General features: G+C 52.3%; 16 protein-coding genes. 10 read left to right on the top strand and 6 right to left on the bottom strand.

The features are described from left to right. Positions 1-335 precede the first annotated feature (335 nt). Positions 336-1,259: a LysR substrate-binding domain-containing protein gene (locus WFN87_RS09805; RefSeq protein ID WP_039302512.1), complete on the top strand. Its 924-nt coding sequence runs from the start codon at positions 336-338 to the stop codon at positions 1,257-1,259. A gap of 24 nt (positions 1,260-1,283) precedes the next feature. Here the strand turns inward: WFN87_RS09805 and smrA are convergent, their stop codons facing one another. Further along, positions 1,284-1,847, bottom strand: coding sequence for a DNA endonuclease SmrA (smrA, locus tag WFN87_RS09800; RefSeq protein WP_336982686.1), 564 nt, complete (start codon positions 1,845-1,847; stop codon positions 1,284-1,286). 438 nt (positions 1,848-2,285) lie between these two features. Here smrA and ogt point away from each other — a divergent pair, with 438 nt between their 5' ends. From ogt to uspE, 3 genes are all read left to right on the top strand, one after another. Then, positions 2,286-2,801: a methylated-DNA--[protein]-cysteine S-methyltransferase gene (gene ogt, locus WFN87_RS09795; protein ID WP_166874640.1), complete on the top strand. Its 516-nt coding sequence runs from the start codon at positions 2,286-2,288 to the stop codon at positions 2,799-2,801. Between the two features lie 192 nt (positions 2,802-2,993). After that, positions 2,994-3,746, top strand: coding sequence for a fumarate/nitrate reduction transcriptional regulator Fnr (gene fnr, locus WFN87_RS09790; RefSeq protein WP_008456375.1), 753 nt, complete (start codon positions 2,994-2,996; stop codon positions 3,744-3,746). Between the two features lie 133 nt (positions 3,747-3,879). Then, complete coding sequence (gene uspE, locus WFN87_RS09785) at positions 3,880-4,830, top strand: universal stress protein UspE (RefSeq protein ID WP_008456376.1); 951 nt, start codon at positions 3,880-3,882, stop codon at positions 4,828-4,830. 111 nt (positions 4,831-4,941) lie between these two features. Here the strand turns inward: uspE and potE are convergent, their stop codons facing one another. The 4 genes from potE to pntA form a co-directional block, all read right to left on the bottom strand. Beyond that, a complete protein-coding gene (gene potE, locus WFN87_RS09780; RefSeq protein ID WP_008456377.1) occupies positions 4,942-6,366 on the bottom strand; it encodes a putrescine-ornithine antiporter in 1,425 nt (474 codons plus the stop codon). A 31-nt stretch (positions 6,367-6,397) separates the two neighbouring features. Beyond that, the gene (locus WFN87_RS09775) at positions 6,398-8,701 is read right to left on the bottom strand and encodes an Orn/Lys/Arg decarboxylase N-terminal domain-containing protein (RefSeq protein WP_336982684.1); all 2,304 of its coding nucleotides are present in this window, start codon (positions 8,699-8,701) and stop codon (positions 6,398-6,400) included. Positions 8,702-9,200: 499 nt separating this feature from the next. Beyond that, positions 9,201-10,589 carry a Re/Si-specific NAD(P)(+) transhydrogenase subunit beta gene (gene pntB, locus WFN87_RS09770; RefSeq protein WP_008456379.1) on the bottom strand — a complete coding sequence of 463 codons (1,389 nt, stop codon included), beginning with the start codon at positions 10,587-10,589 and terminating at the stop codon, positions 9,201-9,203. A 10-nt stretch (positions 10,590-10,599) separates the two neighbouring features. Next, complete coding sequence (gene pntA / locus WFN87_RS09765; protein WP_336982682.1) at positions 10,600-12,129, bottom strand: Re/Si-specific NAD(P)(+) transhydrogenase subunit alpha; 1,530 nt, start codon at positions 12,127-12,129, stop codon at positions 10,600-10,602. A gap of 544 nt (positions 12,130-12,673) precedes the next feature. Between pntA and ydgH the strand changes: the two genes are divergently transcribed. From ydgH to tus, 6 genes are all read left to right on the top strand, one after another. After that, a complete protein-coding gene (gene ydgH / locus WFN87_RS09760; RefSeq protein WP_008456381.1) occupies positions 12,674-13,618 on the top strand; it encodes a DUF1471 family protein YdgH in 945 nt (314 codons plus the stop codon). Positions 13,619-13,806: 188 nt separating this feature from the next. Beyond that, the gene (locus WFN87_RS09755; RefSeq protein ID WP_008456382.1) at positions 13,807-15,189 is read left to right on the top strand and encodes an amino acid permease; all 1,383 of its coding nucleotides are present in this window, start codon (positions 13,807-13,809) and stop codon (positions 15,187-15,189) included. A 24-nt stretch (positions 15,190-15,213) separates the two neighbouring features. Next, positions 15,214-15,945, top strand: coding sequence for a dihydromonapterin reductase (folM, locus tag WFN87_RS09750; RefSeq protein ID WP_336982733.1), 732 nt, complete (start codon positions 15,214-15,216; stop codon positions 15,943-15,945). A 77-nt stretch (positions 15,946-16,022) separates the two neighbouring features. After that, positions 16,023-16,751 (top strand): two-component system response regulator RstA, encoded by a 729-nt coding sequence (rstA, locus tag WFN87_RS09745; RefSeq protein ID WP_008456384.1) that lies wholly within the window; start codon positions 16,023-16,025, stop codon positions 16,749-16,751. Positions 16,752-16,779: 28 nt separating this feature from the next. After that, positions 16,780-18,075: a two-component system sensor histidine kinase RstB gene (gene rstB, locus WFN87_RS09740; protein ID WP_008456385.1), complete on the top strand. Its 1,296-nt coding sequence runs from the start codon at positions 16,780-16,782 to the stop codon at positions 18,073-18,075. 128 nt (positions 18,076-18,203) lie between these two features. Further along, positions 18,204-19,133 carry a DNA replication terminus site-binding protein gene (gene tus, locus WFN87_RS09735; protein WP_336982679.1) on the top strand — a complete coding sequence of 310 codons (930 nt, stop codon included), beginning with the start codon at positions 18,204-18,206 and terminating at the stop codon, positions 19,131-19,133. A gap of 3 nt (positions 19,134-19,136) precedes the next feature. On the opposite strand, the gene fumC is transcribed toward tus, so the two are convergent. Continuing rightward, the gene (gene fumC, locus WFN87_RS09730) at positions 19,137-20,534 is read right to left on the bottom strand and encodes a class II fumarate hydratase (protein ID WP_008456388.1); all 1,398 of its coding nucleotides are present in this window, start codon (positions 20,532-20,534) and stop codon (positions 19,137-19,139) included. Positions 20,535-20,549 lie beyond the last annotated feature (15 nt).

Genomic DNA, 20,549 nt, shown 5'->3' with positions numbered 1-20,549 from the left:
GTGGATCACTTATCAGGAAGAATTTCCATTTTGTGATCTGCTTTGCAGCACCTAAAAAGTAATTTTTTCAGCACATTACATAACGCAGCGTTATGCAGAATGCCTGCCATAAAGAGTATAAATTAACAAAAAATTAACTAAAACAGGCCGCGTTAAAATCTGCAGATCGGCATCACTTTTCAGCAAAATAGCGCCCTTTTGTCGAAAAAATCTTCTCTGATTTAAAGTGGTTATGTGCCTGGTCATAACAAAATGTTAATAATATTTTGCAATGAAGTTATCAAAATTCAACACCGAGGCTTGTCAGCGAAGCCGGACTGTTTTTAACATTGCTCATGGAAAAAAATGGTCTCTTCAGTCAGCGCATTCGCTTGCGCCATTTACATACTTTCGTGGCCGTCGCTCAGCAGGGAACACTAGGTCGCGCGGCTGAAACTCTTAACCTGAGCCAGCCGGCGCTCTCCAAAACCCTCAATGAGCTGGAGCAGCTTACCGGCACACGTCTGTTCGAACGCGGGCGGTTAGGCGCTCAGCTAACGCTCACCGGCGAGCAGTTTTTAACCCATGCGGTAAAAGTGCTTGATGCCCTGAATCATGCCGGGCAGTCGTTTGTACGTCGGGAAGACCGGCCTTCTGATGTGATACGGATTGGCGCGCTGCCTACCGCCGCGCTGGGTATTTTACCGGCGGTGATCGGCGAGTTTCATAGGCAGCAGAGCGACGTCACCCTGCAGGTTGGCACCATGAATAACACCATGCTGCTGGCGGGATTGAAGTCCGGGGAACTGGATTTAGGCATCGGGCGCATGTCCGATCCTGAGCTAATGACGGGCCTGAACTATGAACTGCTGTTCCTTGAGTCTCTCAAGCTGGTTGTTCGCCCTAACCACCCGCTGCTGCATGAAAATATTACCCTTAGCCGGGTGATGGAATGGCCCGCGGTGGTCTCCCCTCAGGGCACGGTGCCACGCGATAACGCGGAATCTCTGCTCGCGTCACAGGGCTGCAAGCTGCCTTCAACCTGCATCGAAACGCTGTCGGCTTCGCTCTCCCGCCAGCTGACCGTCGACTACAACTATGTCTGGTTTGTGCCTTCTGGCGCGGTGAAGGACGATTTGCGCCAGGGCACGCTGACCGCGCTTCCTGTCCCGATTCCGGGCGTCGGGGAACCTATCGGGATCCTTACGCGGGTGGACACTCAGCTCTCAACGGCTGCGCAAATTCTGCTGTCGTCGATTCGTAAATCAATGCCGTCCTGAGGGAGCTCGCCGCCATCCCGCCGCTCAGCGGCTTCGTTTGGCGTGTTTCTCCCAGGTTTCCAGTTTGGCCTGCTCTGATTTTTTTAAAGCAACATAGCAGGCCCCGCTTCCGCCGTGGTGCGGCATCGCCACGCAAAAAGCCTGCACTTCGTCAAACTCGGCCAGCCAGCGCCCAAGGAAGCTACGCACCACGTTGGCATGGGATTTATCTTCTCGTCCTTTGCCGTGCACGATGAGCACATTACGCAGACCATCCTGTTTAGCCTGCATAATATAGGCAAACAACATCTGCCGGCAGCGCTCCACGGGCTGGCGGATCAGATTAAGGCTTGCCTGCTGGCCGTATTTTCCGAGCCGGAGCTTATCCAGGACGCCGCTCTGCAGACCCTCTCGCTTGTACTCCAGCGGCGTGTCGAGGGGAATGATGTCCAAAAAGTCGGTGGTGAGAAAGTTGTCCAGTTGGATGGGGTCTGGCTTCACGCCAATGTGCTCTTTCTGAGGTTTGATCCACTGGCTGTCCGCGCAGTTTTTCAGCGGTTTGACATCCTCCATGGCGTCAAGAAACAGCGATTTGTCGTCAAGGTTCACGGTCAATCCTCCTGAGTTAGCTGCCGCTACTATAACCTCGCCCTGCCTGAGGCTCAACGGGACAGCCGTGGGAGATATTTCAGAATAGTTGGCAAATTATTTATGTCACCGGATCTTTAAAATGAAAATATAAAGTTTGCATTTACGTTAAAAAAAAGTAAATCAAATAACCGTAAAAGAAATTATTATTCCCTTCACCGGGGAAATAATCACCGCCGTAATCAGACGGTCAGTCGCTAACTATTTCGGGCGATAAGTCAGGGAAGTTATCAAATTTTTTTCTCTACTTCCGGCCATTATTTTCCGTCTTCGCCTGGAAATTTAGATGCGGTGATAATCCTTTTGAGGTCTGGCTGACGCCGCTGGGGGCATGTTATCTTTTCAGCCTCAAAATGGGCCGCGCATTCGTTCAGGCCTGACAAAAAACGGAGTAATACCGTGCTGACAATACTGGAAGATAAGATTGACACCCCGCTTGGGCCGCTGTGGATCTTGTGCGACGAACAATTCAGGCTTCGGGCCGTGGAATGGGAAGAACACAGCGACCGCATGGAGCAGCTGTTGAATATTCACTATGGGAAACAAGGATTTCAACGCGTCAGCAGTCGTAACCCTGGGGGCCTTAGTGACAAGCTGCGTGACTATTTTGCTGGCGATCTGGCGGTGATCGATACTCTGCCCACGGCGACGGCTGGCACGGATTTCCAGCGTCAGGTTTGGCAGGCTTTGCGCGATATCCCCTGTGGACGAGTGATGCATTATGGCGAACTGGCAGAACAGCTAGGCCGCGCCGGGGCCGCTCGCGCTGTCGGCGCCGCGAACGGCTCAAACCCGGTGAGCATTGTGGTGCCGTGCCATCGCGTCATTGGTCGAAACGGCACGATGACCGGGTATGCAGGCGGCGTGGCGCGGAAAGAGTGGCTGCTGCGCCATGAAGGTTATTTATTACTGTGATGGTGCCAAAAGTGCGGCTATTTATTCCAAAAAAGAGTAGCTGCATTTTAATGTTTCAGGGAATTCAACAAGATGAAGACCCTTTTTTAACCCCCTCCCTTTATTATTGTCCGAATAACGTTCTGCCAGACTTACCTGATCGCGAAAAAGATGTTAAAATTGACCAATATCAATTACGGTCCGAGCATATCTATGATCCCTGAAAAGCGTATTATTCGACGAATTCAGTCTGGCGGTTGTGCTATCCATTGCCAGGATTGCAGCATCAGTCAATTATGCATTCCCTTCACGCTTAATGAGCATGAACTCGATCAGCTTGATAATATCATCGAGCGTAAAAAGCCGATTCAAAAGGGTCAAACCCTGTTTAAAGCAGGTGATGAACTGAAATCGCTGTACGCTATTCGCTCTGGCACCATCAAAAGCTACACCATTACCGAGCAAGGCGATGAGCAAATCACCGGTTTCCACCTCGCGGGCGACCTGGTCGGCTTCGACGCCATCGGCACTGGCCATCACCCGAGCTTTGCTCAGGCACTCGAAACGTCGATGGTTTGTGAAATCCCTTTTGAAACGCTCGACGATTTGTCCGGTAAAATGCCGAGCCTGCGCCAGCAGATGATGCGCCTGATGAGCGGCGAAATTAAAGGCGATCAGGACATGATTTTGCTGTTGTCCAAAAAGAATGCCGAAGAGCGCCTGGCGGCTTTTATCTACAATCTTTCTCGCCGCTTTGCGCAGCGCGGTTTCTCACCGCGTGAGTTCCGCCTAACCATGACCCGTGGCGATATCGGTAACTACCTGGGTCTGACGGTAGAAACCATCAGCCGCCTGCTGGGTCGCTTCCAGAAAAACGGTATGCTGGCGGTGAAAGGCAAGTACATCACTATCGAGAATATCGATCTGTTATCCGACCTCGCGGGCCAGTCGCGCAGCGTTGCCTGATAACCCTCCCCTTTGCCGGATCGGCTTTTATCCCTTTTATTGATCCGGCAAGGGCTCTTCACCTGTTTCATTCCTTTCTTATGGGTTAATCTTACTTCACAGACTGTGGTTAAGCAGTTGTAAGGAGACCTGTATGGCAAACTACCAAAACATGCTAGTCGCGATTGATCCTAATCAGGACGATCAGCCTGCCCTGCGGCGAGCTGTTTATTTGCATCAACGGATTGGCGGCAGGATCAAAGCCTTCCTGCCTATCTATGATTTTTCCTACGAAATGACCACGCTTCTGTCCCCCGATGAACGCACCGCAATGCGCAAAGGGGTTATCAGCCAGCGCACGGCCTGGATTAAGCAACAGGCGCAGTACTATATCGAAGCCGGTATTCCTATTGATATCAAGGTGGTGTGGCATAACCGACCGTTCGAAGCCATCATCCAGGAAGTGATCGCCGGCGGGCACGATCTGCTGCTAAAAATGGCGCACCAGCATGACAAGCTGGAAGCCGTGATTTTCACTCCAACCGACTGGCATTTGCTGCGTAAATGCCCCTGCCCGGTGTGGATGGTCAAAGACCAGCCGTGGCCGGAAGGCGGCAAGGCGCTGGTGGCGGTGAACCTTGCCAGCGAAGAGCTTTACCACAACGCGCTGAATGAAAAACTGGTGAGAGAGACGCTGAAGCTGGCGGATGATGTCAACCACACCGAGGTTCACCTGATTGGCGCGTATCCGGTTACCCCCATCAACATTGCCATTGAGCTGCCTGATTTTGACCCGAGCGTGTATAACGACGCCATTCGCGGCCAGCATCTGGTGGCCATGAAGGCGCTGCGTCAGAAATACGGCATTGACGAAAAAATGACGCACGTCGAGAAAGGCCTGCCGGAAGAGGTGATCCCTGACCTGGCCGAGCATCTTCAGGCCGGGATTGTGGTACTCGGCACCGTCGGGCGAACGGGACTTTCCGCAGCGTTTCTGGGCAACACCGCGGAACAGGTTATCGACCATTTGCGCTGTGATTTATTGGTGATAAAACCGGACGATTACCAGACGCCGGTTGAGATGGACGACCCGGAAGACGACTGATGTCGCCATCCATTCAGGCAAAAACCCCGCAGTCCATTTACCTGCGGGGTTTTTATTGGTCAGTGGCTGGAGCCGAATACGTTCCAGCTATTCTGCCCGAGCACGGGCCTTTTACTTATCCCGGTACGGGATAGCCGGCACATCCTCTTCCCCAGTGATAACCCGGTCAGGATGTACGAGTTGTTCCCCCTTCACAAATCTGGCACTGACGGCGCCAAACAATGTAAAGCCAAGAATGGTGGCTACGCCCCCGTACATCAAAGCCTTATCACCAGAATTCACTAACGCAAAGTAGCTGTACGCAGCCCCAACCCCAGCGATTGCGTTATTCAACAGAGCCTTATGGCTGGGTACCCGGTTGATTTCCTGAATTGTTACCAGGGCTGCCATAGACAGGATGTAGGGAATAAGATTCGTGACGACCGACAGGTCAACTACGGTTGAAAATTGGTCAGAGACACCCAGATTACCAGTGGCTACATGATGAATCCAGCCGTAGCGAGTCCCGTCAGGGCTGGCGGGAATTGAAAACCAACCCAGAATGGTTTGAATCCCCAACAGAATCAGCATTCCTGCGATGGGGGTGCCACTCTTATTACATTTAGCGAAAATTCGCACAAAATAGCCCACTTCCGCAGAACTCTTGAAGACTTGTGCAGTAGTGAACTGCCAGCCCAGTAAGGAACCGATGCAGGCGATAATCATCAGGCCCGTGATGATATTCCCTACCATGGGAGTAAACATCGTGGCGAAGACCAGGCCAAACGGCGCGTTTGAACTGGCAAGTTCAGCGTTTGGAATAATTCCGCCAATGACGTTGGTCGACACGATATAGATAACCGCAGAGCCCAATGTCCCGAAGAGCACGGCGATGGGTACATTCTTTTTAGGATTATCCACCGCATCACTGTTCGCGCAGGCCGATTCGAGCCCAAGAAAGGCCCACAGCGTGATTGCTACGGAAGAGCCTGCGGCATCAAGTAGCGTGCTGTTATGAGGGTTCCAGCCTGCGGCATATATTTCGGGTTTAAACCAGAACCATCCCACCGTCGATACCACCACGACCGGCGCGATCACCCCCCAAACAGTGACGCCACCAATTTTACCGGTTATGCTGGCTCCACCAAAATTAGCAAACGTGGTTAACCATAAAAGTCCTATCGTCATTAATCCAATTTGCAGAGGATTAGGATTAATATTGAATAGCCCAATAATATAACCCACGGCAGTGATGGAGATCGCGACGTTACCAATGACGATCGCAACGCCATAGGTGTAGTTTGCAATGTAATTCCCCGCCTTACCAAAGGCATACTCAGCGTAACCGCCCATGCCACCAAGCTTATTACTCATCGTACCGCAGCAGGCAAAAGCCCAGGCCAGCGCCATTGAACCCACGGCAGTAATCACCCAGGATACTATCGAAATATTCCCGACTTGAGCCAGCTTAGTGGGTAGTAATATTATTCCCGATCCTAACATGTTGATGGCAGTCAACATTGTTAGCTGAGTGACACTCATTTTCTTAATTGCCATATTCACTCTCCTGCAGCTAACTGGGTTACCGTTAGATGCTTTCTTTTAGGCATTGAACGTAATAAACCCCATTTTTATTCTCTACACCATGGATATCATGGCCAAAACCAGGGAATCGCCGATCCCATAATTGCAGAATCTGCAAATATTTGATGTATGGGCTATCTTTATCTCCCGCGTTCTCGCCTGGCATGATCATTGGAATTCCAGGCGGATAAGGAACAACACCGGTCGCAAGAGTGCGGTTGTAAAGATCATCCACGCTAACTGTTTCAATATCGTTGTGTACGAGCCTGATATAAGCCTCGGCTGGAGTGAGTACCGGTTTCGGTAATATGGTGAACGCTTTCTCCTGAACCTTTATGAGATCTGTTTCTTTGAAAAAGAGGAACATTTCATTAGCAAGATCTTTCAATCCTTTATTTTTGAACGCCTCAGGGCATTCGTTTTCATGTGCATAAAGGAGGTGTTTGACCGGAATATTGTTATCGTATGCATCTTTAAATTTGAGTAATGCATTGATCAATGTTCCGTATTTCCCTTTGGTAATACCAAGGGAGAAAAGAAACAGAATGGTAAAATCAGTGGTCTTTTCAACTTGAATGCCTTTCTGGCTAAGAAAAGCCGTCACCAGTGCAGCAGGAATGCCGGCGTTCTCAAGTGAGCCATCCGTCGCCACGCCAGGCATCACGACGGACACTTTTATCGGATCCAGCATACAGTAGCTGTCTTCGATTCCCTTAAAACCGTGCCATATATCACCCTCTCGCAATTCCCAGCAACGAGGGTCGGTAACTAAAAGAGACAGGGGCGCATCTTCAAAAGAAATTTTCTTTCCGGACTCCGGGTCGGGAACGAAGTCTGCATTCCAGGTGGAGAAAAACCAGTCATCATTTTCCTGAAGTTCTCTTCGAATACGCCTGACGGCCTGGCGAAAACGAACCGCTTCAGTAATTGATTCTGTGGTAAGGTGCTGACCACTTTGCTCCCGCATCATTTCAGCCGAAACTTCGTTAGCCATAATTATCGGATACAGCGGCGACGTCGAGGCATGCATCATATAAGCTTCGTTGAAGCGTTCATGAGGAACCGAATTTCGTCCATCCCGCACCCCAATCAGCGATGCCTGCGAAAGTGCAGCTAACAGCTTGTGCGTTGAGGTTGTAGTGAAAATTGTCGGCAGATCCCTTGGATAATCATCGGGTTCTCCATACATGCCAAAACGTTCTGCGTAGAGGGGGTTAAATCGCGCATAGCCGTACCATGCCTCATCAAAATGAATACGATCGACGCTGCTATTGAGCTGCTTAATAACCGTAGGCACATGGTAGGTCAGGCCATCATAGGTCGAATTTGTGATAATGCTGTGCAGCGGTTTTTTATTCTTATCTGTGGCGAGAGGGTTTGAGGCGATAGCTTCTTTCACTGCATCACCACTCAGTTGACGGGCATATACCGGCCCAATAATGCCGAGGTAGTTTCTCGAAGGCATTAAATACGTTGGGATGACCCCCGTCATCGTCAGGGCCTGTTCCGTAGATTTATGGGCGTTGCGGTCGCACAGGGCATAGTCGTCACGGGCTACGGAAGACATCATAATGACCCTGTTGGACATAGAAGATCCATTGGTAACGGTATAGGCCCTGTCCGCGCCAAATACCCGGGCACAGAATTTTTCGCTATCACCAATCGGACCGCTATGATCCAGCAGAGACCCTAATTCTCCGACGGAAATAGAAAGATCGGAGCGCAAAAGATTTTCCCCAAAATAATCATGGAATGCCCGGCCAACGGCCGATTTCATGAATGCCGTCCCCCCGGCATGGCCTGGGGTATGCCATGAATATTCATATTTTTCCGCAAACTCAAAAATTGCACGAGTCAGCGGCGGAACAATTTTATCCCGATAAGCTAAAATAGCCGAATGAATCCTACCTGCCAGGAAAAAAGGCGTGTCTTCTTGAACCCAAATTAACTCATCAGTTTCACGCATTATTTCATGATTTAAATTCTCAGCCTGTCGATTATCTAATAATAGAAATAAAGGGATGGACTGATTTTTACGTCGAAGAGATTGTATTACTCTCTTTGCCGATTCATTATTCTGCTCACTGTCACTCATTACCCAATCGAGGAGTACGAGCTCAATGGTTTCATCATTATTTAAAACCGCGGCGGCGTCATCAGCAGAATCGGCAAAAACAGTGGCGACATCCTTACTGTTTAACGCATTAATAAGATTAGAAATAGAATCATTGACTACGCTAACATGACAGGCAGAATTATGAACAATTAACGCCTTTAGCGATATTATCCTTTCACTGCGAATATCCATAGTAACCTCCGGGATTGTGCGATTTTATTTTCAATAAAAACAGACAATTTATATTCAAAATGAAATGTTGAATCACCTTTATCGTATACCACTCTCCAATATAGACCATGCTGGATCAGATAGCGTTAACAGAAATGCTCAAATCATTTCTTGCGTATTTTCACATCTACAGCTATGGGATGTTTAACAGCCTCGTAGAAAGGCCTGAATAAACTTAGTGGCTTTCAGGATATACAGACAATTTTTCCCGACGATAACCCAATTCGCTGAAATCAATATTTTTACAGGATGATGACAAATGGCGTGATTGTTTATTTCTAAAACTAAAAATATCTTCTTGAGATCCTCTCAATACCTTCGTCCTCCAGATCTGTTTGTTTTGTAAAATATCACACGCTGCGGCTTCGCTCTGATTTCGCCTGAACCTGCGTTTTCGTTCCTGTCCCGTCCCCAAAAAAAAAGCCGCCCATTTGGGCGGCATTCACAAGACGGCTAACGCTTACAGCGCTTTCAGAATCGCTTCGACGCTGGCTTTGGCATCACCAAACAGCATCTGGGTGTTCTCTTTAAAGAACAGCGGGTTCTGCACGCCTGCGTAACCGGTATTCATTGAGCGCTTAAACACAATCACGTTCTGCGCTTTCCACACTTCCAGCACCGGCATACCGGCGATTGGACTGCGCGGATCGTCCTGAGCAGCCGGGTTAACGGTGTCGTTCGCCCCGATAACCAGCACGGTGTCGGTGTCGGCGAAGTCGTCATTGATCTCGTCCATTTCCAGCACGACGTCGTAGGGCACTCGCGCTTCAGCCAGCAGTACGTTCATGTGGCCCGGCAGACGCCCCGCGACAGGGTGAATACCAAAACGTACTTTGACTCCGCGGGCACGCAGTTTTTCGGTAATTTCCGCCACCGGATACTGCGCCTGGGCCACCGCCATGCCGTAGCCTGGGGTGATGATCACCGACGTGGAGTTCTTCAGCATTTCAGCCGTTTCTTCCGCGCTGATTTCACGGTGTTCACCCGCTTCTTCCGTTTCACCGGTTGAAGAACCGTCTGTTCCAAAACCGCCGGCAATCACGCTGATAAACGAGCGGTTCATCGCCTTACACATAATGTAGGAGAGGATGGCACCAGAAGACCCCACCAGCGCACCAGTGACAATAAGCAGGTCATTGCTGAGCATAAAGCCCGCAGCCGCTGCGGCCCAGCCGGAGTAAGAGTTAAGCATCGACACCACAACCGGCATGTCTGCCCCGCCGATGGACGCCACCAGGTGCCAGCCAAACGCCAGCGCAATGATAGTCATCACCAGCACGGCCAGAACCTGCATACCAACGCTTTCGGTACGCACAAACACCAGCAGCAGCGCGAAGGAAACCACCAGCGCCGCCAGATTGAGCTTATGACGATTTGGCAGCATCAGCGGTTTAGACGAAATTTTACCGCGCAGCTTGCCAAAGGCGACAATAGAGCCGGTAAAAGTCACTGCCCCGATGAAGATCCCGATGAAGACTTCCGTTAAGTGGATATTCTCCATGATCGGCTCAAGGCCCGGACCGTGATCGAGGTAGCTGTTAAAACCAACCAGCACCGCCGCCAGGCCCACAAAGCTGTGCAGCACGGCAACCAGCTCCGGCATTTCGGTCATTTCGACTTTCTTCGCCAGGTGAATACCAATCGCCCCGCCGATCACCATCGCGATGATAATCCATACGACATTGCCAGTTTCCGGGCCAAAAATGGTCGCCACCAGCGCAATCGCCATCCCCGCGATACCAAACAGGTTACCCTGCTTTGAGGTTTCGTGTTTCGACAGGCCAGCCAGGCTAAAAATAAACAGGATCGCGGCAACAATGTATGCAGCTGTAACTAATCCACCAGACATGTGTTACCCCTTAGTTCTTCCGGAACATTTTCAGCATGCGCTGAGTGACGGTGAAACCACCAAAAATATTGATACTGGCGATCAGTACCGCAATGAAGCTCAGGAAGCTGACCCAGCCACCGTGGCCAATCTGCAGCAGCGCACCTACCACGATTATCCCTGAAATAGCATTCGTCACCGACATGAGCGGCGTATGCAAAGCATGGGAGACGTTCCATACCACGTAGTAGCCAACCACGCAGGCCAGCGCAAAGACGGTGAAGTGACCAAGGAACTCTTTTGGCGCCACACTTGCGAACCAGCCAAACAGAATAATTGCCAGCGCCATCAGGCCATATTTAAACCACGGAGACGTTGGTTTTTTCTCTTCGACCGGCTCAGCAGCTGGTTTTGCAGCGGCCTGCGGCTGAGCGGAAACCTGAATCGGCGGCGCAGGCCAGGTGACTTCACCTTCGCGAATAACGGTCACGCCGCGCACAACCACATCATCAAAATCAACGGTGATATTGCCGTCTTTTTCCTTACACAGCAGCTTGAGCAGGTTGACGAGGTTAGTGCCGTAAAGCTGGGAGGACTGGGTCGGCAAACGACCCGGCAGATCGGTATAACCAATGACCTTCACCCCGTTAGGCGTCACGGTGACCTGGTTCGCAACGGTGTATTCGCAGTTGCCGCCGTTTTGTGCCGCCAGATCGACAATCACGCTGCCCGGCTGCATGGAATCCACCATTTCATGGGTAATCAGCTTCGGTGCAGGTTTACCCGGAATCAGCGCCGTAGTGACGATGATATCCACCTCTTTCGCCTGAGCCGCAAACAGCGCCATTTCGGCTTTGATAAAGGCTTCGGACATCACCTTCGCATAGCCATCCCCGCTGCCGGCTTCTTCTTTGAAGTCCAGCTCCAGGAATTCGGCGCCCATGCTTTGCACCTGCTCTTTCACTTCAGGCCGGGTATCAAACGCACGAACAATTGCCCCGAGGCTGTTGGCCGCGCCAATCGCCGCCAGGCCCGCAACACCCGCGCCGATAACCATCACTTTAGCTGGCGGGACTTTACCTGCGGCGGTGATTTGCCCGGTGAAGAACCTGCCAAACTCATGTGCGGCTTCGACAATCGCACGGTAACCGGCGATGTTAGCCATGGAGCTAAGCGCGTCCAGCGACTGCGCACGTGAAATACGCGGCACTGAGTCCATCGCCATAACGGTGATGTTCCGCGCCGCCAGTTTTTCAAGCAGCTCCGGGTTTTGCGCCGGCCAGATAAAGCTGACCAGCGTCGAACCTTCACGAGCAAGCTCAATTTCGTTATCCAGCGGGGCGTTCACTTTAAGGATAATGTCCGACTGCCAGACATCCGCGCCGCTGGCAACGATCGCCCCCGCGCGCTCAAACGCTTCGTCGTCAAAACTTGCCAGTTTCCCCGCATCGCTTTCAACGGCGACAGTGAACCCCAGTTTAATCAGCTGCTCTACCGTTTTCGGCGTGGCGGCTACACGGGTTTCATTGGCCAACCGCTCTGTTGGTACACCAATACGCATAGTATTCCCTTCCATCTGTTTTTGATGATGGTTTGCCAGACCTTGCCATGGCCAGACGCAAGCATCCGCCCGCACGCGCAGGCAGATATCTGTTCCATTACCACTTCAACAAAAAATACATCTGTAACAAACTTTTTATAACCTACTGAAAATAACGACTGTGATCTACATCCGCATCCTGGTATTTCTATTTTTATCGCAAAAATTCAGTCATCAGGCGCTCAGACAGTTGTTTTAATCTTTATTTACACGCCGAGGCCTGATAATACGCTTAACCGAGACGATAAGACATGATTCTACGCCGCAACAAAAACCAATTTTAACAACATTTTAACCAAATAAGTCATAAGCTTTATCAGTTTTAGCGGTGAATGCCTCTTTTTTTAACTTAATAACGTTTGTCGCGGTTATTCATCGCCGGGAAGGCACAAGGCGCGAAAAATGCCGCAGACAAGGACGTTATTTCCAGCCATAATCGGCATCTAATCGGTCCTAATCAGAGAAGTACCTGTATTCATTTTGCGCAAGGCGAAGGATTATTTTTATGAATCTCAAGAACACCCTTCTGGCGTCAGCTCTTATTTCCGTCACCTCGCTGTCCGCTCAGGCGGCGACCGAACTGACACCAGAGCAGGCGGCCGCACTTAAGCCGTACGATCGAATCACTATCACAGGCCGCTTTAATGCTATCGGCGATGCCGTGGCCGCCGTATCTCGCCGCGCAGATGCTATCGGGGCCGCTTCTTTCTACGTGCTGGACACCAGCGCAATGGGCGAAAGCGGCAACTCCCGCGTCGTGGCTGATGTTTATAAGAATGATGCACCTAAAGCCGATGCGCCTAAGAACCGCGTCATCAATGGCGTGATGGAGCTGCCGAAAGACCAGGCTTATCGACTGGAACCCTTTGATACCGTCACCGTTCAGGGTTTCTTCCGTACCCAACCGGACGTTAATGATGCCATTACTAAAGCTGCACGCGAAAAAGGGGCTGCCTCCTTCTTTATCGTGCGCCAGGTCGATACCAACCAGGGCGGCAACCAGCGCGTAACGGCGTTTATCTATAAAGCTGACGCTAAAAAACGCGTTGTGCAAAGTCCGGACCTGCTGCCAGCAAACTCCGAAGCAGGTAAAGCCGCGCTAGCCGCGGGCGGCGCTGCTGCCAAAAATGTGGAAATTCCAGGTGTTGCTTCTTCAGAAACGCCGTCTTCCGACGTTGGCCGTTTCTTTGAAACCCAGTCATCTCAGGGTTCACGTTATACCGTAACGCTACCAAACGGCACCAAAGTACAGGAAGTCAACAAGATAACGGCTGCTCAAATGGTGCCATTTGACAGCATTAAGTTCACCGGTAACTTCAGCAGCATGACCGAAGTTTCCTACCAGGTTGCGAAGCGTGCAGCTGATAAAGGGGCTAAGTTCTACCACATCACTCGCCAGTGGCAGGAACAAGGTAACAACTTAACCGTCAGCGCAGACCTGTTTAAATAAGATACACCATCAATCAAAGGGCAGCTTCCGCTGCCCTTTTTTTTGCACTCAAATCATTTTATCGCACCACACGCATTGCAAGCAGTGTGCACACTCCGTAAAATCCCGCGCCTTAGCGTGATCCTCCATTTATATGCGAAAAAGCATAATAATTATGCTGGAACACTTCTGACCTCAACAGGATGCGTATGGAAAAGAAACTTGGCCTCGCAGCGCTCACCGCGCTGGTATTAAGCTCCATGCTCGGCGCAGGCGTGTTTAGCTTGCCGCAAAATATGGCAAGCGTTGCGAGTCCGGCTGCGTTGCTGATCGGCTGGGCGATCACTGGCGTAGGTATTCTCCTGCTGGCTTTGGCGATGCTGGTGCTTACCCGACTCCGCCCCGACCTGGACGGCGGAATATTCACCTACGCGCGTGAGGGCTTTGGGGAGCTTATCGGCTTTTTCTCGGCCTGGGGTTACTGGCTGTGCGCGGTGATCGCCAACGTTTCTTACCTGGTCATTGTTTTCTCCGCCCTTAGCTTCTTTACCGACACGCCTGAGCTGCGTCTGTTCGGCGACGGCAATACCTGGCAATCCATTGTTGGCGCATCCGTTCTGTTATGGATGGTGCACTGGCTGGTGCTGCGAGGCGTACAAACGGCGGCCAGCATCAACCTGGTCGCAACGCTTGCGAAGCTGCTGCCTTTGGGGATGTTTGTGGTACTGGCGGCAGTTGCTTTTAAGCTATCCACCTTCTCTCTCGATTTTACCGGTATTAAACTCGGCGTTCCCGTCTGGGAACAGGTGAAAAACACCATGCTGATTACCCTTTGGGTCTTTATCGGCGTGGAAGGGGCCGTGGTGGTATCCGCACGAGCAAGAAATAAAAAAGACGTTGGCAGAGCAACGCTTCTGGCTGTCATTGCCGCACTCAGCGTCTACCTGCTGGTCACGCTACTTTCACTCGGCGTAGTTGCTCGCCCTGAGCTTGCTGCAATGCGCAATCCGTCGATGGCTGGCCTGATGGTCGAAATGATGGGCCCATGGGGGGAAGTGATTATTGCTGCCGGATTGATTGTTTCCGTGTGCGGCGCGTACCTGAGCTGGACAATTATGGCTGCAGAAGTGCCATTGCTGGCGGCAACCCATAAAGCTTTCCCCAAAATGTTTGCCCGTCAGAACAAAAACAACGCACCGTCGGCTTCTCTTTGGCTGACGAATATTAGCGTGCAGGTGTGCCTCGTGCTGATCTGGCTGACCGGGTCGGACTACAACACGCTGCTAACCATCGCCTCAGAAATGATTCTGGTGCCTTATTTCCTGGTGGGTGCATACCTGCTAAAAATCGCGACCCGCCCTCTACACAAGGCGATTGGTTTTGGAGCCTGCCTTTACGGTTTGTGGCTGCTTTATGCGTCAGGCCCGATGCATCTGCTGCTTTCGGTCGTATTGTATGCGCCTGGATTATTAGTCTTTATTTACGCGCGTCGTACCCATACGCACGAAAAGTCGCTAAATTTAAAAGAAAGAACGATGATTTGCCTGATGCTGCTGGCAGCATTTCCGGCAACGTGGATGCTGGTGGGGTAACGAATCCTTTCCCCGGCAACTATTCTGGATGAGGGGAGCCAAGCTATTAACCGACCTATTCTTATCACCGGTGCAGGCCAGCGTATTGGCCTGGCACTGGCTCAGCATTTTCTGGCTAAATCTCAGCCGGTAATTGTCAGCTATCGCACTCGCCATCCCGCTGTCGATAAACTTGAACAGGCCGGTGTCACTTGCCTGTACGCCGACTTTTCAACGAACGAAGGTATCCTTGAATTCGCTGAAGGGGTGAAGTCACTCACGCCCGCACTGCGCGCCATCATTCATAATGCCAGCGAATGGAAGCCAGAAACCCGCGACACGGCCCTGTGCGATACGCTACAGGCAATGATGCAGGTTCATGTTGCCACGCCCTACTTACTTAACCATGAGCTGGAGAGTTTGCTGCGCGGACACGGTCAGGCGGGCAGCGATATCATCCATCTGACCGATTACGTGGCGGAGCGCGGCAGCGACAAACATATCGCTTACGCCGCCAGTAAAGCGGCACTGGAAAATATGACGCTCTCTTTTGCGCTTAAACTGGCTCCGGAAGTCAAGGTCAACGCCATCGCGCCTGCCCTGATCATGTTTAACACCGACGACGATGCCGACTACCGCCAGCGCTCGCTTAACAAATCGCTGATGAAAATCGCCCCGGGTGAACAGGAAATTGTGCGTCTGGTTGAGTATCTGTTGACCAGCCGCTATGTCACCGGCAGAAGCCATGCCGTAGACGGTGGCCGGCACCTACGCTAACACTGTTTACCAACCATTAATGGTGTAATCTATTGCATCATTGTATGTTCAAATTTTAAAAGCCGACGCGGCGGATTATGAGCAAAATAGTTTACGTGGAAGACGACCCGGAAGTTGGCGGCCTGATAGCCGCCTATCTCGGGAAACATGACATTGACGTTATCGTTGAAACCCGCGGTGACCGCGCCGAAGCGGTTATCCAGCAGCAGCAGCCGGATTTGGTTTTGCTGGATATTATGCTGCCAGGGAAAGACGGGATGACGCTATGCCGCGACCTTCGCCCACAGTGGGACGGCCCGATTGTTCTGCTGACATCTCTGGACAGCGACATGAACCATATTCTGTCGCTGGAAATGGGCGCAAATGACTACATTTTAAAAACAACGCCGCCTGCGGTGCTGCTGGCGCGTTTACGGTTACACCTCCGTCAACGTGTTTCAGCCCAACAAACGGCAGACACAACGGCCAGTAACCTCAAGCCGCATAAAGCTATACGTTTTGGCACGCTGTGTATTGACCCGCTGAACCGCCAGGTCACGCTTGGGGATGAAAACGTTGTGCTGTCGACTGCGGATTTCGATCTGTTGTGGGAGCTAGCCACCCACGCAGGCCAGATAATGGACCGTGATGCCTTATTAAAAAATCTGCGCGGTGTGACCTATGACGGCATGGATCGCAGCGTGGACGTGGCCATCTCCCGCCTGCGTAAAAAGCTGCTGGATAATGCGACTGAGCCCTTCCGTATCAAAACCGTGCGCAACAAAGGCTATTTATTTGCCCCTCACGCCTGGGAAAGCGAAGCTTAATGAAATACGGATTTGACGGTAACGCTAAATGAAAAAGCTGTTTGTACAGTTTTATCTTTTGTTGTTTGTCTGCTTCCTGGTGATGACCATGCTGGTCGGGCTGGTGTATAAGTTCACCGCCGAGCGGGCGGGACGACAGTCGCTCGATGACTTAATGAAAAGTTCGCTGTACCTGATGCGCAGCGAGCTACGTGAAATTCCGCCGCGGGACTGGAATAAAACGATCAACGATCTCGACCTGAACCTCTCCTTCAAGCTCAATATTGAGCCGATGAGCAAGTTCAAACTCGATGACGTTGCCGCTCGCCACCTGCGAGAAGGCGAGATTGTGGCGCTGGACGAAGAATATACATTCATCCAGCGCATTCCACGCAGCCACTACGTTCTGGCCGTCGGCCCAATTCCGTATCTCTTTTATCTGCATCAGATGCGGCTGCTGGATATTGGCCTGATCGCATTTATCGCCATTTCGCTCGCTTTCCCCGTGTTCATCTGGATGCGCCCGCACTGGCAGGACATGCTCAAACTCGAAAGCGCCGCCCAGCGATTTGGTAAAGGGCATCTGGATGAGCACATCCATTTTGATAACGCCTCAAGCTTTGAACGGTTGGGCATCGCCTTTAACCAAATGGCCGATAACATCAACGCCCTGATTGCCAGCAAGAAGCAGCTGATTGACGGCATTGCCCACGAGCTGCGTACGCCGCTCGTTCGCCTGCGTTACCGTCTTGAAATGAGCGACAACCTCAGCGAAGAGGAATCTCTGGCGCTCAATCGGGATATTGGCCAGCTAGAAGCGCTGATTGACGAACTGCTGACCTACGCACGCCTCGACCGCCCGCAGACCGAGCTTCATCTGGCGCACGTCAAATTTGCCAGTTGGATGGAAACGCATATTGCCGACGTACAGCTCATTCACCGTCAGCGCCGGATTAGCCTGGAGACAGATACCCTCACCGCCATTGACTATGGCGCGCTGGATCTGCGCCTCATGGAACGCGTCACGGACAACCTGATCAATAACGCCCTGCGCTACAGTGAGCAACAGCTGCGCGTCAGCCTGTGGCGTGAAGATGATATCGCCCATTTGCAGGTAGAAGATGACGGCCCGGGCATTCCTGAGGAAGAGCGCGCCCGCGTATTCGAGCCTTTTGTTCGCCTCGACCCCAGTCGGGACAGGGCAACCGGCGGCTGCGGGCTTGGCCTGGCGATAGTCCATTCTATTGCCGTGGCGATGGGTGGACACGTCACCATTGAAAGCAGCTCTTTGGGCGGCGCCAGCTTCCGCTTTTCATGGCCGGTCAATACCACGTACCTTTCCTGAATCCTGAATTCGCCAGCCCGGTAACCCCTACCGGGCGATTTTTCCCTGTTAAGCGCCACGTTCATAGTTGCTGATGCGGTCTCCCGTTGCTACAGTTCATAAGTATGTTGTAACTAATGTGAGTCGCTATGCCACGCTACGATCTTATTGAACGTTTAACGTCCACCTGCCGGGAGCTGGAGCAGCACCTGGCTGTGCTCAGGGCAAAGCTCGGTCAGCTTCGACTGCTCAGCGGGCGGGTCTTTACGCTGCCGGAGATAGAAAAAAGCAAAGAGCACGATCCGCTCTCTAAGATTGAAGTCACCCAGCGCGTCGGGCTGGAGGCGCATCACGCCGCCGTCGCCCACTTTACGCGGCTGTTTATCCAGCAGCAGTCGGAAAAAATCAGCACCAAGGCCGCCGTGCGCCTACCCGGCGCGCTCTGTTATTCGGTCAGCGAAGAGCAATACCAGCAAACTTCGGGGCTCCTGGAAAACATCAATCAGTTGAAACACGCTCTGGAGCAGATTATCAGCGTCGAGTCGGCGCTTCCCTCCGCCCAGCGTTTTGAATGGGTTCACCGCCATATTCCCGGCCTGCTTACCCTGAACGCATACCGCGCCATTACCCTGCTTGAAACGCCGGACACCGTGCGTTTTGGCTGGGCGAATAAACAGATTGTCAAAAACCTTAGCCGCCAGCAGGTGCTGGAGATGCTGGAAAAAAGCCTGAATGCCGGTCGAGCCGTGCCGCCGTGGACGAAGGAACAGTGGTCCGAGCGCGTGAGGCAGGAAATGGATGAAGTGCAAAGGCTGCCGGAAAACGCACGGCTGAAAATCAAGCGCCCGGTGAAGGTTCAGCCCGTGGCCCGCGTGTGGTATCAGGCGCAGCAGAAACAGGTGCAGTATGCCTGCCCTTCTCCGCTGATTGTGTTGTGTAAGCAGGAAAGTGGTGAAACCTCGCCCGATTTAGGCGAACTGCTGAATTACGATGCCGAAAACATTCAGCACCGCTATAAGCCTCAAGCGCAGCCGCTGAGACTGATTATCCCGCGGCTGCATCTGTACTGCGAAACGTAAAACTTACGATTTCATGCTGCCGACCATATCCTCAGGGCGAACCCAGGCGTCAAACTCATCCTCGGTCAGATAACCGAGCTTCAGTGCCGATGCTTTAAGGGTCAGCCCTTCTTTATGGGCCTTTTTGGCAATTTCTGCCGCCTTGTCATAGCCAATATGGGTATTGAGCGCGGTCACCAGCATCAGCGACTCGTTCAGCAACTGGCTGATGCGATCGCGATTAGGCTCAATGCCCACTGCGCAGTGCTCGTTGAAGCTTTCCATGCCGTCGGCCAGCAGGCGAACGGACTGCAGGAAGTTATGGATGACCATCGGGCGATAAACGTTCAGCTCGAAGTTACCGGACGCACCGCCGATATTCACCGCCACGTCGTTCCCCAGCACCTGGCAACACAGCATGGTGACGGCCTCGCACTGGGTCGGGTTCACTTTGCCCGGCATGATGGAGCTGCCCGGTTCGTTCTCAGGAATCGACAGCTCGCCAATGCCGCAGCGCGGGCCGGAAGCCAGCCAGCGAACGTCGTTGGCAATTTTCATCATCGACGAGGCCAGCCCTTTCAGCGCGCCATGCGCATGAACCAGGGCATCGCAGGTGGCCAATGCTTCAAACTTGTTTGGCGCCGTGACGAAAGGCTGCTTCGTGAAGTCAGCCAACTCTTTTGCCACGCGCACCGCATATTCAGGGTGGGTATTCAGCCCGGTGCCCACCGCCGTACCGCCCAGCGCCAGCTCCGCCAGATGCGGCAGGCTATGGTCGATGTGCTTCAGGTTATGCTCAAGCATCGCCACCCAGCCGGAGATCTCCTGCCCCAACGTCAGCGGCGTGGCGTCCTGCAGGTGGGTACGGCCAATTTTGACGATATCCTTAAACGCATCGGCTTTTTTGGCCAGCGTTTGCCTGAGCACGTTTAGCTGCGGCAGCAGGTGCTCGCGAACCGCGATAATGGCCGCCACGTGCATGGCGGTCGGGAAAACGTCGTTCGAACTCTGACTTTTGTTCACGTCGTCGTTAGGGTGCACCAGTCGCTCCATCCCACGTACGCCACCCAGAATTTCACTGGCGCGGTTCGCCAGCACTTCATTCATGTTCATGTTGCTTTGGGTGCCGGAGCCGGTCTGCCAGATAGCCAGCGGGAACTCACCGGGGTGCTTTCCTGCCAGCACTTCATCTGCGGCGGCGATAATGGCCGTACCGCGCTCTGCAGGCAGCAGGCCGAGGTCAACGTTGACCTTCGCCGCCGCGCGCTTGGTAAGCGCCAGCGCTCGAATCAGCTCGGTCGGCATTTTCTCGGTAGAAATGCGGAAGTGCTCAAGTGAACGCTGGGTCTGCGCCCCCCACAGCTTATCTGCCGGGACGTCGATCGGGCCCATTGAGTCTTTTTCACTGCGACTGGATGTCATGCCTTTCTCCTTTGC

It is taken from the genome of Cedecea sp. AS113 (assembly GCF_037152415.1).
GTDB lineage: Bacteria > Pseudomonadota > Gammaproteobacteria > Enterobacterales > Enterobacteriaceae > Cedecea.
The sequence above is the reverse complement of the archived record's forward strand: the minus strand, read 5'-3'. Positions and strand labels throughout refer to the sequence as shown.

Coding starts and splice junctions, on each gene's coding strand:
- potE (WP_008456377.1), bottom strand. CDS start 6,366: ATGGCAATTAAGAAAATGAGTGTCACTCAGCTAACAATGTTGACTGCC.
- WFN87_RS09805 (WP_039302512.1), top strand. CDS start 336: ATGGAAAAAAATGGTCTCTTCAGTCAGCGCATTCGCTTGCGCCATTTA.
- uspE (WP_008456376.1), top strand. CDS start 3,880: ATGGCAAACTACCAAAACATGCTAGTCGCGATTGATCCTAATCAGGAC.
- WFN87_RS09755 (WP_008456382.1), top strand. CDS start 13,807: ATGGAAAAGAAACTTGGCCTCGCAGCGCTCACCGCGCTGGTATTAAGC.
- fnr (WP_008456375.1), top strand. CDS start 2,994: ATGATCCCTGAAAAGCGTATTATTCGACGAATTCAGTCTGGCGGTTGT.
- tus (WP_336982679.1), top strand. CDS start 18,204: ATGCCACGCTACGATCTTATTGAACGTTTAACGTCCACCTGCCGGGAG.
- pntB (WP_008456379.1), bottom strand. CDS start 10,589: ATGTCTGGTGGATTAGTTACAGCTGCATACATTGTTGCCGCGATCCTG.
- ydgH (WP_008456381.1), top strand. CDS start 12,674: ATGAATCTCAAGAACACCCTTCTGGCGTCAGCTCTTATTTCCGTCACC.
- pntA (WP_336982682.1), bottom strand. CDS start 12,129: ATGCGTATTGGTGTACCAACAGAGCGGTTGGCCAATGAAACCCGTGTA.
- rstA (WP_008456384.1), top strand. CDS start 16,023: ATGAGCAAAATAGTTTACGTGGAAGACGACCCGGAAGTTGGCGGCCTG.
- rstB (WP_008456385.1), top strand. CDS start 16,780: ATGAAAAAGCTGTTTGTACAGTTTTATCTTTTGTTGTTTGTCTGCTTC.
- WFN87_RS09775 (WP_336982684.1), bottom strand. CDS start 8,701: ATGGATATTCGCAGTGAAAGGATAATATCGCTAAAGGCGTTAATTGTT.
- fumC (WP_008456388.1), bottom strand. CDS start 20,534: ATGACATCCAGTCGCAGTGAAAAAGACTCAATGGGCCCGATCGACGTC.